A 12269-nucleotide genomic window follows, 5' to 3' on the forward strand; every position below is an offset into this window, starting at 1 on the left:
GGCAGCCCGACGGCCGACAACGTTCCCCTGCTCCAGGTGCCAATCCAGCCAAAAGACTTCCGGCGCGATGCGACATGTGAAATTTTACATGTCACACACCAATCGCCCGTGTATCACGCGGGCACAACGGCCCCGGAGGCCCCCGCAGATGCATCCCTTCCGGATATCGAAGGCCACCACGCGCAGACTTCCCGCGCTGGGCGCAGCCGCCTTCCTCGCACTCGGCCTGCTCGCGCCACAGAGCCAGGCCGCCTCCGTCGGCGCCACGACCCAGGCCGCCGCGTACGCGGGTGGAACCGCGGCCGCGACGCCGCGGTCGATCCCGGTTCCCAAGTCGCCCGACGCGATGAGCAACGGCTCCCGCTTCCGGATCTCCTCGCAGGACAGCACCGAGGAGTCCCCCACCGCCGCCGCCCCGACCGTCAAGCCCGTACTGCCGACCAAGTCCGGCAAGGACGGCCATCGGTCCTCGGCCGCCGCCGGGGACGAGTGCGGCGACCTCTCCGGTGTGATCAACGCGACCGGCGGCACCCTGGTCCAGCAGCTCAAGGCACTCCCCCGGATCACCTGTACGTACCCGCTGTTCAACCTCACCGGGGAAAACGCGCGGAAGGCCTTCAACGAAGCCCAGATGGTGACCGTCGCCAACGCGCTGCGCGACGCCTCCGCCACCTACTCGGGCAGCAACAGCGCCTCCGTCGGGCAGTTGGTGCTGTTCCTGCGGGCCGGCTACTACGTGCAGGACAACAACGGGGACGCCGTCGGCCCGTACGGCACGGCGCTCGACGGTGCCGCGCTCGGCGCGCTGGACGCCTTCTTCGCCTCCCCGCGCAGCAAGGACGTCACGGACGCCAACGGTGAGATCCTCAACGAGGTCGTCACCCTGATCGACAGCACCCACGCGGCCGGCCGCTACGCCGGCGTCGTCAAGTGGATGCTCGGCAGCTACGACGGCACGTGGCCCGGCCAGATGAACCTCGCGATGCAGCACGTCGAGTGGGTCGTCGAGAACGGCTTCAAGGCCAAGAACGACGACCGCGGCTGGCGGGCCGCCCTCAAGGCCGACCCCGCCATCCTCAACACCTGGGCCGGATTCGTCACGCGCAACAGCGCGCAGCTCAACCGCCTGGACGTCGTCAGCAACGTCGGCCGCTTCCTCGGGCACGCCCTCGACGTCCCCGAGCTCAAGGACCGGGTCCGCCCGCTGCTGAAGGACCTGATCAACCGCTACCCGAACGTCGGCCCCACCGCGCCGATCACCATGAACCTGGGCTGGTACACGCGCCAGTACGACAGGAACAACTGCGCGGCCTACGCCATCTGCGACCTGGGCGCACGCGTGCTCCCGGCCATCCTCCCGATCCAGCACACCTGCACCCCGGGCCTGAAGATCCGCGCCCAGGACATGTCCCCCGGACAGCTCGACGGCACCTGCACCAGCCTGTCCAACCAGGACGCATACTTCCACCGGGTCATCGGCGACAAGGGCGCGATCCCGGGTGACGTGAACACCAGCCTCGAGGTCGTCGTCTTCGACGACTACACCAATTACTCGCTGTACGCCTGGGCCATCTACGACATCGACGTCGACAACGGAGGGATGTACGAGGAGGGCAACCCGGCCGTCGCCGGCAACCAGGCCCGCTTCATCGCCCACGAGGCGCACTGGCTGCGCCCGGACTTCCAGATCTGGAACCTCAACCACGAGTACACCCACTACCTCGACGGCCGCTACAACATGGCCGGCGACTTCGAGGCCGGCATGACCACGCCCACCATCTGGTGGGTCGAGGGCATCGCCGAGAACATCTCGTTCGGCTACCGGGGCGAGCGCAACGCCGACGCGATCACCGAGGCCGGCAAGAAGACCTACAAGCTCAGCGACCTCTTCGACACCGTCTACGGCCAGGACGCGGACCCCGAGGTCAACTCGAACCGGGTCTACCGCTGGGGCTTCCTCGCGGTCCGCTACATGCTCCAGGCGCACCCCGCCGACGTCGAGACCGTGCTGGGCAAGTACCGCACCGGTGACTGGAACGGTGCCCGCGCCTTCCTGAAGCAGACCATCGGCACCTCCTACGACGCCGGCTTCGCCACCTGGCTGACGACCGCCTGCGCGACCAACGACTGCGGCCCCCTGCCCGACGCCCCTTCCACCCCGCTGTGCACCATCAGCGACCCCCGTCAGTTCGACAAGAACTGCCGCCGGGACAACCTCTCGGCCACGAGCGGGAACTACAGCTACCACTTCGTGTACCTGCCGGCCGGTGTCAAGCAGCTGACCATCACCAGCAGCGGCGGCGCCGGCAATGCCGACCTCTACTACGGCGGCAGCGGCTGGGCCACCACGAGCAGCTACCAGGCGAAGTCCACCAACGCGGGCAACAGCGAGGCCCTGACGGTGGACAACCCGCCTTCCGGGTGGGTGTACTTCAGCCTCGCCGCCGCGCAGGACTTCAGCGGGGTGAGCGTCTCCACACAGACCAGGTGAGGCGGCCCACCGGGTCCTGAACGTGCGGACGCTCCTTGCCATCCGATCACGGATGGCAAGGAGCCCGTACCGGAGAAGCCGCCGAACGCGCGGGGCGCGGGTGAGCGATGCCGCCCGCGAGGCGCGCGGGGTCTCAGCAGGCGAGGGTGGCCTCGTGGACCACCGGCACGGCCGCGTGGGGGTACACGGCCACGCCGAAGCTGCCGCGGACGGTCGAACCGCACGATGCGGTGACGGCGGGAGCGCGCACCTCGAGGGTGGTGGCGGTGAAGCGGACCTGCTTGACCTGCGTACGGGGTGCGGCGGCTCCGACGACCTCCACGGACAGGGTGGTGAGGAGCTCCTTGGCCGCGGGTTGCGGGCTGCCCGGGGAGGGCGGGCCGGCCAGTCCGACCTTCCCGTAGAACGTGATGGTCGTACCGGTGATCTCCGCGCACAGCCGTGTGGCCAAGCCCGCCTGGAGGCCGGCGTTCCCGCAGGAGGTGACCGTCCCGATGGTGTCTGCCGGCGGGGTGGCGGCGGTGGCCGTGCTGGTCGTGGTGGTGGTGCAGACGGCCAGGGCGATGGCACCGGCCGCGAGCAGGGCTAAGCGGTTCATGGTGGTTCGTTCTCCTTGTGAGGGAGCACCGTCCGAGGGTTCTCGGAACCGGTGCTGATGTCATGTGATATTTCACATGACATCAGAACGGAACATGTTCAGGATCTGAACTCCACCCGGCCGCATCACGACACTCTTGCCCATCAGCAGGTGGCCATGGTGGATGATCGACGACGCCGCCCCTCACTTCCGGAGGTTCCCCCATGACCAGCTACGACCCGGCGACCGTGAAACTGAGCCCCCATCCCCAGGTGCGCGACCAGAGCGTGAGGTACGAGGAGTCGGACGGTACGGAAGGTACCGACATGAACGGGTCGCCCTGCCTGTTGTTGGACTATCAGGGCCGCGTCAGCGGTGCATGGCATCGCACCGTCCTCATCCACGCGCAGGACGGTGACCACTATCTGGTCGTGGCGTCCAACGGAGGTGCCGACCACCACCCGATGTGGTTCGCGAGCGTCGAGGCCAACCCCGAGGTGCACGTACGGGTACGGGGCGAACGCTTCCGGGGACGCGTCGAAGTCTTGCCCGCGGAGGAGAAGGCCAGGGTCTGGCCCCTCCTGCTCTCCGTATTCCCTCGGTACGAGCAGTACCAGAAGGGGACCGACAGGGACATCCCGGTTCTCCGGATCAGTCGGGCCTGAAACCGGGCGCGGCGGCCACGTCCTAGGCGGACCGGCGGCGCAGGACCATGCGCACCCCGAACACGACCACGAGCAGCGCGATGACGAGAAGCACGACGATGAGGAGGCTCTTGAAGAGCCCGCCCTTCTTCTTGCTCTTCTTTTTCTTCTTGCTGCCGGTGGCGGCCTGGACCTGAGACGACGTCGGCGTGCGAAGCACGGTCACCACGCCGCCACCGGCCGAGAGGGGGCTTTGAGACAGGACCACAGCCGCGGGCGCCTGCCGGACTGCCGGCGCCGCAGCGGCGGCGGAGGCGGCGGAGGCTGCCGGGCCCATCAGCAGCCCGGCGAGGAGCACGAGCGGTACCAGTGTGGAGACCGACGCACGAGAGCGGTTCCTCGGAATGCGATGGTTCGTCACTCTATCCCCCTGTTTGTTTGATGCTCCCACCCAGGCCCGGCAGAAACCGGACGGAGGGGGCCTTGCAGCATGGTCGGCGAGTCCAACCGCCCCGGCAAGAAGATGAGCGGGGAAACACCCCCTCGATGCACCTTCGGCGGCCTACCGGCGTGCTCACCCGTTGACAGGCGGGCAGGGGACCGGCGAGCATCTCCAGGATTTTTGCGGAGTCGCGGCAGTCCCGAGAGTGAACTCGTGCTGGACGTGGCTGTGTTGGCATGCGAAAGATCGGACGCCGGGCAGAAGGGGATCACCATGAGCCGGAGCAAAGACGGTTTCTCCGAAGCAGGGCTGCGCAGAATGCGCGACGTCCTGGCGCGGTACGTCGAGTCCGGGAAGATACCGGGCCTCGTCGCACTGGTCGGCCGGGGAGACGAGACGCTCGTCGAAGCGATCGGGACGATGCGCCATGAGGGTGGCGCGCCGATGCGTCGGGACACGATCTTCCGGATGGCCTCCACGTCCAAGCCCGTCGCCGTGGCAGCGGCGATGATCCTCCTCGACGAATGCAGGCTGCGGCTGGACGACGTAGTGGATCCGTGGCTGCCCGAACTGGCCGACCGTCAGGTGCTGAAGCGGATCGACGGCGAGTTGGACGACACCGTGCCGGCGCGGCGGCCGATCACCGTGCGGGACGTGCTGACGTCCACGTTCGGGCTCGGCATGGATATGACTTCTCTGGGCACTCCGATCATGAACACGATCTTCGAGCAGGGGCTCACGCCCAATCTGCCGGAGCCCATGCCGGAGCCCGACGAGTGGATGCGACGCCTCGGCGCGCTGCCGCTGATGCACCAGCCCGGAGATCGCTGGCAGTACCACATCGCCAGCGATCTGCTCGGCGTGCTCGTTTCCAGGGTCACCGGCCAGTCGTACGAGACGTTCCTGCGCGAACGCATCTTCGACCCTCTGGGAATGAACGACACCGGTTTCCACGTGCCTGCCGACCAGATCGACCGGCTGCCGCCCCTCTACGCCCCCGATCCGCAGACCGGGGAGTTTCACGTATGGGACGAAGCGAAGGGAGGACGTCACAGCCTGCCTCCCGCGTTCCAGAGCGGCGGCGGCGGATTGAACTCCACCGCCGATGACTACCACGCCTACTTCCGGATGCTCCTCAACGGCGGGATGCACGGCACCGAGCGGATCCTGTCCCGGCCCGCCGTCCAGCTCATGACCACCAACCGTCTCCCGCCCGAGCAGCAAGCGGCGCGGCATGCCATGGCAGCGGACAACGTCCACGTGTCATTCGGTCAGGGGCAGCACGGCGGCTGGGGATTCGGGATGGCTACGCGGACCCACCGTGGCGATTACGCGCCCATCGGCCAGTTCGGCTGGGACGGCGGAAGCGGCACCTCGACCTACGCCGACCCGGAGAACCAGCTCACCGGAATCCTGCTCACCCAGGTCGGTCTGTCCGTCCCGGACCCGGCGCGCCTCGTCCAGGACTTCTGGACCACGCTCTACCAGGCGATCGACGACTGACACCCAGGACTGCAGGCCCGCCTGTGTCTTCTCAGCGCAGAACTTCGACCAGTGCGATCCAGGAGATGACGAGCGCCGTGATGATGGCGACGACGGAGCCGGCGGCGAACCGTACGACGCCCTGCGGTGACCCGCCGATAAGGAGCGCGGCACCGAATAGGTATGCACAGGGTGCCAAGAAGCCGATGGCGGATTTGGCGAATTTCATCCGATTGCGATGCCGCCGGCCAGCCGCGACGCGAGCGACGGCGTTTTGACGACCTCAGCGATGTTGACGCTAGCCGCCACGATGACGAGGCCGTCACCTGAAGGGATCCGATACTGGGCCGAGAACAGCCGACTGGGTGCGGGGTACCTCACGCGCATCGACGCAGGGATGCCGGCTAGTGCCGTGGCCGGAAAGGTTTGCCGGGTCGCGGCGTCCGGTGCATGGGGTCTCCCCAGGCCCGAAGGGCCGAGGGGACGCATCGCAAGGCGGAGGGCCGTGCCTCGTACTGGACGTACCGGCTCGGCCCGACAACGCGGCGAGGTGCCGTGCCGGGCGTCGCGACCCGGTGAACCTTTCCGGTCACGGCACTAGCGGTTGTCCTCCGGGTGGGGACCCGTCGCGAACGGATTCGGCTCATCGTCCGCGAGTACGCCCACGAACGGTTCGCCCTCCCCCGCGAACGTGTACGCGCCGCCTTCGATCCGCTCGATGAGGCTGCGCGTCCATTCCGCGCCGCTGTCGGCCGAGTGCACCCACATGTTCATGATCTCGCCGATGTGCCCGAGCTGCCCGGGCCCGTCCTCCGGCGTGTAGTACTCAGTGACGGCGGACCGCCACTGCTCAAGACCCGCGATCCGCTGGTTGAGGAGCACGACGGCCTCGTCCCGGGGCAGGTCGACGATGAAGCCGAGGCCGGCGGAGATGACGTCCGGCTTCTGCTCGTGCGAGCTCAGGGCTTGGCGCAGCAGCGTGAAGAACTCCTCGGTCCCCTTGTCGTTGATCTCGTACTCGACGCGGGGCGGGCCGCCGACGGCGCTCGGCGCGACCTCGTGCTCGACGAGGAGCCCTTGCTTCGCCATCTGCTTGAGCGCGTGGTAGATCGAGCCCGGCTTGGCGTTGGACCACTCGTGGGCACCCCAGAATTCCAGGTCGTTGCGCACCTGGTAGCCGTGGGCCCGTCCGTGCTGACGGACCGCGCCGAGGACCAGCAGCCGGATCGCTGACATGAGGCGTCTCCTCCGTAGATAATTTTGACTAGGCTATCCCTATCCAAATTTGACTAGTGGCGCACTCGTCGCGACTTCCCCGCCTAATCAAGTTTGACTAACGGGTCGGGGACGCCCTACCTTGGAAGCTCTAGTCAAGCTTGACCACTAGGACAGGAGGGTGCGTTGTCCGACCACGAGAGGGCGATCGTCGTCGAAGGTCTCCGGAAGAGGTACGGCGACAAGCAGGCCCTCGACGGCCTCGATCTCACCGTTCGAGCCGGGACCGTCCAGGGGATCCTCGGCCCGAACGGCGCCGGCAAGACCACGGCCGTGCGCATCATGTCCACCCTGCTGCGCCCCGAGGAGGGGTGTGTCGAGGTGGCCGGCATCGACGTGCGGACCCGGCCCGACGAGGTGCGGTCGCGGATCGGACTGCTCGGCCAGCACGCCGCCGTCGACGAGGAGCTCAGCGGCCGCCAGAACCTGGAGATGTTCGGCCGCCTCTACCATCTCGGCGCCCGCCGTGCGGGCGCCCGGGCTGACGAGCTCCTGGCCCGGTTCGGGCTGGCGGACACCGGCAAGAAGGCCATCAGGCAGTACAGCGGGGGCATGCGGCGGCGGCTCGACCTCGCGGCCTCCCTCATTTCCCAGCCGCAGGTGCTCTTCCTGGACGAGCCCACGACCGGGCTCGATCCCCGCGGCCGCACGGAGGTGTGGAGCGCGGTGCGTTCCCTGGTCGACGGCGGCACGACCGTCCTGTTGACCACGCAGTACCTGGAGGAGGCCGACCAGCTGGCCGACCAGATCGCGGTGATCAACCACGGGAAGGTCATCGCCGAGGGCACGGCGGACGAGCTGAAGACCAAGACGGGCGGCGACCGCATCGACGTGGTCCTGCACGACAGCGGCCAACTGGCCCGCGCGGCCGCGCTCCTGCCCGGTGAGGTGACGGTGGACGAGGACCGGCGGATGGTCAGCGCAGCGGTCAGCGACCGGATGGCCGCGCTGACCGAGACCGTGCGGGCGCTGGAGGCGGCCGGCATCGAGGCCGAGGACATCGCGGTACGCCGGCCGACGCTCGACGAGGTCTTCATGCACCTGACGAAGGAGGACTCCGCATGAGTGCGGCGCACGGCATGACCACGACGCACGCCCCGGGGTCGAAGCTGGGCTGGGCGGCCGCGGACTCCTGGACGATGACCCGGCGCGAGCTGACCCACTGGGCACGCCAGCCCGTACAGGTGGTGGTCGGGCTGGTCTTCCCGGTGATGATGATGCTGATGTTCAGCTATCTGATCGGTGGCGGACAGGGCGTCGAAGGCGACTTCAAGGCCTATCTGGTCCCCGGCATGCTCACCATGACCATGGCCTTCGGTCTCGAGGCGACGATGCTCTCGGTCACCCAGGACCTCGGCAAGGGGGTCATCGACCGGTTCCGCTCGATGCCGATGAACTCCGGGGCGGTCCTGGTCGGCCGGAGCGTCGCCGACATGCTGCAGTCGGTGGTCGGCCTGACCGTCATGATCGCGGTCGGGTACGCGATCGGCTGGCGGTGGCACGAGGGCTTCATCCCGTTCCTGGGTGCCGTGGGACTGCTGTTGCTGCTGCGGTTCGCGATGCTGTGGATCGGCATCCATCTGGCGATGGTCGCGGGCAAGCCCGAACTGGTGCAGGCCGTGCAGATCCTGGTCTGGCCGGTCAGCTTCCTCTCCAACGCCATCGCCTCGCCCGCGTCGATGCCCTCATGGCTGGGCACGATCGTGGAGTGGAACCCGATGTCCGCGACGGCCACCGCGGTACGCGGCTTGTTCGGCAACCCGGGCGCGACCGGTGACTCGTGGGCCGCGACCCACGCGGAACTCCTCGCGGTGGCCTGGCCGGTAGCCCTGATCGCGGTGTTCTTCCCGCTGGCGGTGAAGCGGTTCCAGAACCTGAGCCGCTGAAGAACCCGGCCCCGGCCTCCGATCCGGATCGGAGGCCGGGGCCGGTCCGGCGCGGTCGGCGCCGAGCCGGGCCGCGCGACAGCGCTCCGCGGAACCAGTGACGGCCGCCGACTGGATCATCGACATCGGCCCCACCCGCCCCGTGTGCTGTCAGCGGCGGCCGGTGGACAGGATGACGAGGAACTGACCGCCACCGGCCTGGATGTCGGCGGTCACCGGCAGCCCCGGTACGAGGCGGGAGAAGCGGTCCACCAGCCAATCCGCCGTCTCTTGGGCGTCCTTCCTGGTCGGACAGCGACCGACCATCTCGCGACCGCCCTTGCGCTCCAGCCTCTCGGCAACGGTGATCAGCGGCGCGGGTTCGACTACGTACAGGCGCTCCGGCCAGGCGATGACCACCTTGACCGCGCCCTTGCGGGTGTTGCACCCGCGGTGCGCGAGCCGTTCGGCGACCTTGGCCTTCCGGTCGGCGGTCCGGCTGTCGACACTTGGCCCCCGGGGGTCGTTCACCGACTCGTCGGGGTCGACCGGCTCATCACAAACCCAGCACTTCCAGCCGTCACGTTCGGCCACATCATCAAGGAGACTCACCCGAGCAAACTACCTGCCCGGCCGCCACACCGCGTACCAGGACCCCAGGACCCCATGGTCTGGCCCGGACGGTCGGACGCGGCCGGTCGGAGGCGGACGGTTCAGCTTTCGTGCGGGACCGGCGGGTGGCATTCGCCGTGGATGCCGTCTTCCTCCGCGCGCGGCCAGCAGCGGCCTTCGAGGGCCTCGGCGCTGCGGTTGAGCCGGACCAGTGCGTCCTCCAGCTCCCGCACTTCCTCCGGGGACCAGTCGGCGACCACCCTGGCCAGGCAGGACATGTTGACCTCGCGGTCTTCGGTGAGCCGACGCCCGCCCTCAACCGTGATGCGGAGCTTGCGGGCCATGCCGCCTTCCGGGTCCGCGACGCGCTCGGCCAGTCCGCAGCGCAGCAGCGCGGCCGTCTGGCGGTTCACGGTCGAGGTGTCGAGCCCGAAGGCCTCCGCCAACTGTCCGATGGACATGGGGCCTTGCGAGTCGATCCGGCTGAGCAGCAGGTACGCCGACCGCTCCAGGCGTTCGGTGTCGCGCTCGCGCCGGGCAAGCACCTGGTGCCGCGAGAGCAGCATCAGCTCCCGCTCCAGTTTCTCCAGCACTGCGCCTCCCGCTCCTTCCGGCGCTCCATTATCGCCGACCTGTGAACCAGGGGGGACCGGCGGGCCCCCGTACGACGGCCGGATCCCGGCAATATGCATGATACATAACATGTGTATTATGCACTCCTCGTTGTCACCCGACGAGCCACAGTCTCAACCCGGAGGACCCGCATGCCCGTCACCACGTCCACCGCCTCACGCGCGGCCGAGATCCTGTCCCGGCCCGTCAAGGTGAACGGCCTGACCGTCCCCAACCGCATCGCGATGGCGCCGATGACGCGGATGTTCTCCCCCGGCGGCGTGCCCGGCGAGGACGTGCAGGCGTACTACGCCAGCCGGGCCGCCGCCGGAGTGGGCTTGATCGTCACCGAGGGCACCTACGTCGGTCACGACTCCGCCGGGCAGAGCGACCGGGTGCCGCGGTTCCACGGCGAGGACCAGCTGGCGGGGTGGGCGAAGGTCGCCGCGGCCGTGCACGAGTCGGGCGGCACGATCGTGCCGCAGCTGTGGCACATAGGGATGGTGCGCCAGGAGGGCGAGGCGCCGTATCCCGACGCCCCCGCCGTCGGCCCGTCCGGCATCCGCGTCGACGGCACCGAGGGGACCGGCAGGGCGATGACCCGCACCGACCTCGACGACGTCATCGGCGCGTTCGCCGACGCCGCCGCCGAGGCCGAGCGGATCGGCTTCGACGGCGTCGAACTGCACGGGGCCCACGGCTACCTGATCGACCAGTTCCTGTGGGACCGGACCAATCGCCGCACCGACGACTACGGCGGCAACGCGGTGGCCCGCACGAAGTTCGCCACGGAGATCGTGACCGCGGTCCGCGAGCGCGTCCGGGCCGACTTCCCGGTGATCTTCCGATACTCCCAGTGGAAGCAGGAGGCCTACGACGGCCGGCTCGCGCAGACCCCGGAGGAGCTCGAGACGATCCTGGCCCCGCTGGCGGCGGCCGGCGTCGACGCGTTCCACGCCTCCACCCGGCGCTACTGGATCCCGGAGTTCGAAGGCTCGGACCTGAACCTGGCGGGCTGGACCAAGAAGCTCACCGGCCGGCCGACCATCACCGTCGGCTCGGTCGGCCTCGACGGCGACTTCCTCCGCGCCTTCGCCGGCGAGGGTGCGGCGCTCGGCGACATCGACAACCTCCTGGACCGGATGGAGCGCGACGAGTTCGACATGGTCGCCGTCGGCCGGGCGCTGCTCCAGGACCCGCAGTGGGCGGCGAAGGTCCTCGGCAACCGCTTCGACGAGCTGAAGCCGTACGACGCGGAGGCGCTCAAGTCGCTCAGCCGGTAGCCGTCACCGCCCGCCCCACGCCCCGTGATACCGGTCCGCCGAGGTCACGGGGCGTTCGCACGTCCGCACCAGGGCGTGGCTGGCTCCCCTAGGCCGGCTCGGCGGGGTCGTGGGTGATCAGGTCTCCCGGCTGGCACTGGAGCACGTCGCAGATCCTGGACAGGGTGGAGAAGCGGATCGCCTTGGCTCGCCCGTTCTTGAGCACGGACAGGTTGACGACGGTGATGCCCACCTGCGCGGACAGTTCGGTGAGCGTCATGCCGCGCTCCACGAGGACCCGGTCGAGGTGGATCCGGATCGAGTGGAGTTCCTCGTCGGGCATCAGATGGTCCCTTCGAGGTCCTCTCGCATGCGCACGCCCTCGCGCATGATCTTGCCCATGATCACCGCGGCGAGGCCGGCGAGGATGAGCACCTGCGGGTCCGCGACCGTCGGCCCGGAACCCACGATGGGTGCCATGCTGGCGACGAGCCACGACTGCGACCAGCCTACGACGAGGCCCGCCAGCGGCGTGCCGACCGTGACGAACCAGCCGAGAACGGTGAGCCGTCGCGCCACGGCGTCGGTGAAGGGCCCCTGCGCGACGACGGCCTTCAGCAGCCGGGAGAAGAGCAGCAGCGCGAGGGAGGCGAACAGCAGCCAGGGCAGTTCGACGCCGAGGTCGGCGGCCCGCTGCGCCCCGGAGGGACTGTTCTGACAGAGCCGTGCGGCACTGCTGGACGCCTCCACGCCCTTGCCGATCGGCAGGGGGTCCGCCAGGGAGGCATTGGCCCAGAAGCCGGTCTGCACGCAGACCGCCCCGTCGTCGAGCATGTGCGTGAGCCCCGTGCCGATGAAGACGAGCCCCCAGAGCGCCGACAGCACGAAGGTCGCCGAGGCCAGGATCTTAGTGAGTCGCGTGTTCATCGCGCCCTTTCCTATCGATTTTCGATATGCCGAAGACTAGAGGCCATATCGATAATCGACAAGTACCTCGATGTCGGCAC

Annotated in this window: 14 protein-coding genes; 6 read left to right on the forward strand and 8 right to left on the reverse strand. The window is 68.7% G+C overall.

Annotated features, from left to right (window positions below; all coding sequences use genetic code 11):
• Positions 1-148: 148 nt before the first annotated feature.
• Positions 149-2491, forward strand: a complete 2343-nt coding sequence (locus tag AC6CKD_RS05350) for a M9 family metallopeptidase (RefSeq protein WP_498325510.1) — start codon at positions 149-151, stop codon at positions 2489-2491.
• A 133-nt stretch (positions 2492-2624) separates the two neighbouring features.
• Here AC6CKD_RS05350 and AC6CKD_RS05355 read toward each other — a convergent pair whose 3' ends face one another.
• Positions 2625-3089, reverse strand: coding sequence for a hypothetical protein (locus tag AC6CKD_RS05355; RefSeq protein ID WP_498325511.1), 465 nt, complete (start codon positions 3087-3089; stop codon positions 2625-2627).
• 203 nt (positions 3090-3292) lie between these two features.
• On the opposite strand from AC6CKD_RS05355, the gene AC6CKD_RS05360 reads away from it, so the two are divergent.
• On the forward strand, positions 3293-3733 hold the full coding sequence (locus AC6CKD_RS05360) for a nitroreductase family deazaflavin-dependent oxidoreductase (protein ID WP_498325513.1): 441 nt from the start codon (positions 3293-3295) through the stop codon (positions 3731-3733).
• A 22-nt stretch (positions 3734-3755) separates the two neighbouring features.
• On the opposite strand, the gene AC6CKD_RS05365 is transcribed toward AC6CKD_RS05360, so the two are convergent.
• The gene (locus AC6CKD_RS05365) at positions 3756-4070 is read right to left on the reverse strand and encodes a hypothetical protein (protein ID WP_498325515.1); all 315 of its coding nucleotides are present in this window, start codon (positions 4068-4070) and stop codon (positions 3756-3758) included.
• Between the two features lie 357 nt (positions 4071-4427).
• On the opposite strand from AC6CKD_RS05365, the gene AC6CKD_RS05370 reads away from it, so the two are divergent.
• Positions 4428-5657, forward strand: coding sequence for a serine hydrolase domain-containing protein (locus tag AC6CKD_RS05370; RefSeq protein WP_498326256.1), 1230 nt, complete (start codon positions 4428-4430; stop codon positions 5655-5657).
• Between the two features lie 31 nt (positions 5658-5688).
• Here AC6CKD_RS05370 and AC6CKD_RS05375 read toward each other — a convergent pair whose 3' ends face one another.
• Both AC6CKD_RS05375 and AC6CKD_RS05380 read right to left on the reverse strand, forming a co-directional pair.
• Positions 5689-5835 (reverse strand): hypothetical protein, encoded by a 147-nt coding sequence (locus tag AC6CKD_RS05375; RefSeq protein ID WP_498325516.1) that lies wholly within the window; start codon positions 5833-5835, stop codon positions 5689-5691.
• A gap of 398 nt (positions 5836-6233) precedes the next feature.
• Complete coding sequence (locus tag AC6CKD_RS05380; RefSeq protein WP_498325517.1) at positions 6234-6872, reverse strand: PadR family transcriptional regulator; 639 nt, start codon at positions 6870-6872, stop codon at positions 6234-6236.
• A gap of 165 nt (positions 6873-7037) precedes the next feature.
• Between AC6CKD_RS05380 and AC6CKD_RS05385 the strand changes: the two genes are divergently transcribed.
• Complete coding sequence (locus AC6CKD_RS05385; protein WP_498325518.1) at positions 7038-7976, forward strand: ATP-binding cassette domain-containing protein; 939 nt, start codon at positions 7038-7040, stop codon at positions 7974-7976.
• Positions 7973-8797: an ABC transporter permease gene (locus tag AC6CKD_RS05390; RefSeq protein WP_498325520.1), complete on the forward strand. Its 825-nt coding sequence runs from the start codon at positions 7973-7975 to the stop codon at positions 8795-8797. The genes AC6CKD_RS05385 and AC6CKD_RS05390 overlap by 4 nt, the downstream gene beginning before the upstream one ends.
• 150 nt (positions 8798-8947) lie before the next feature.
• On the opposite strand, the gene AC6CKD_RS05395 is transcribed toward AC6CKD_RS05390, so the two are convergent.
• A complete protein-coding gene (locus AC6CKD_RS05395; RefSeq protein ID WP_498325522.1) occupies positions 8948-9388 on the reverse strand; it encodes a hypothetical protein in 441 nt (146 codons plus the stop codon).
• A 101-nt stretch (positions 9389-9489) separates the two neighbouring features.
• Positions 9490-9954 carry a MarR family winged helix-turn-helix transcriptional regulator gene (locus tag AC6CKD_RS05400; protein WP_498326258.1) on the reverse strand — a complete coding sequence of 155 codons (465 nt, stop codon included), beginning with the start codon at positions 9952-9954 and terminating at the stop codon, positions 9490-9492.
• A gap of 198 nt (positions 9955-10152) precedes the next feature.
• On the opposite strand from AC6CKD_RS05400, the gene AC6CKD_RS05405 reads away from it, so the two are divergent.
• On the forward strand, positions 10153-11283 hold the full coding sequence (locus AC6CKD_RS05405) for an NADH:flavin oxidoreductase (protein WP_498325523.1): 1131 nt from the start codon (positions 10153-10155) through the stop codon (positions 11281-11283).
• A gap of 88 nt (positions 11284-11371) precedes the next feature.
• On the opposite strand, the gene AC6CKD_RS05410 is transcribed toward AC6CKD_RS05405, so the two are convergent.
• Together AC6CKD_RS05410 and AC6CKD_RS05415 are read right to left on the reverse strand one after the other, a co-directional pair.
• Positions 11372-11605 (reverse strand): helix-turn-helix domain-containing protein, encoded by a 234-nt coding sequence (locus AC6CKD_RS05410; protein ID WP_498325524.1) that lies wholly within the window; start codon positions 11603-11605, stop codon positions 11372-11374.
• The gene (locus tag AC6CKD_RS05415) at positions 11605-12189 is read right to left on the reverse strand and encodes a DUF2975 domain-containing protein (RefSeq protein ID WP_498325525.1); all 585 of its coding nucleotides are present in this window, start codon (positions 12187-12189) and stop codon (positions 11605-11607) included. The genes AC6CKD_RS05410 and AC6CKD_RS05415 overlap by 1 nt, the downstream gene beginning before the upstream one ends.
• Positions 12190-12269: the final 80 nt, after the last annotated feature.

This window comes from Streptomyces sp. GQ60, from assembly GCF_059758875.1.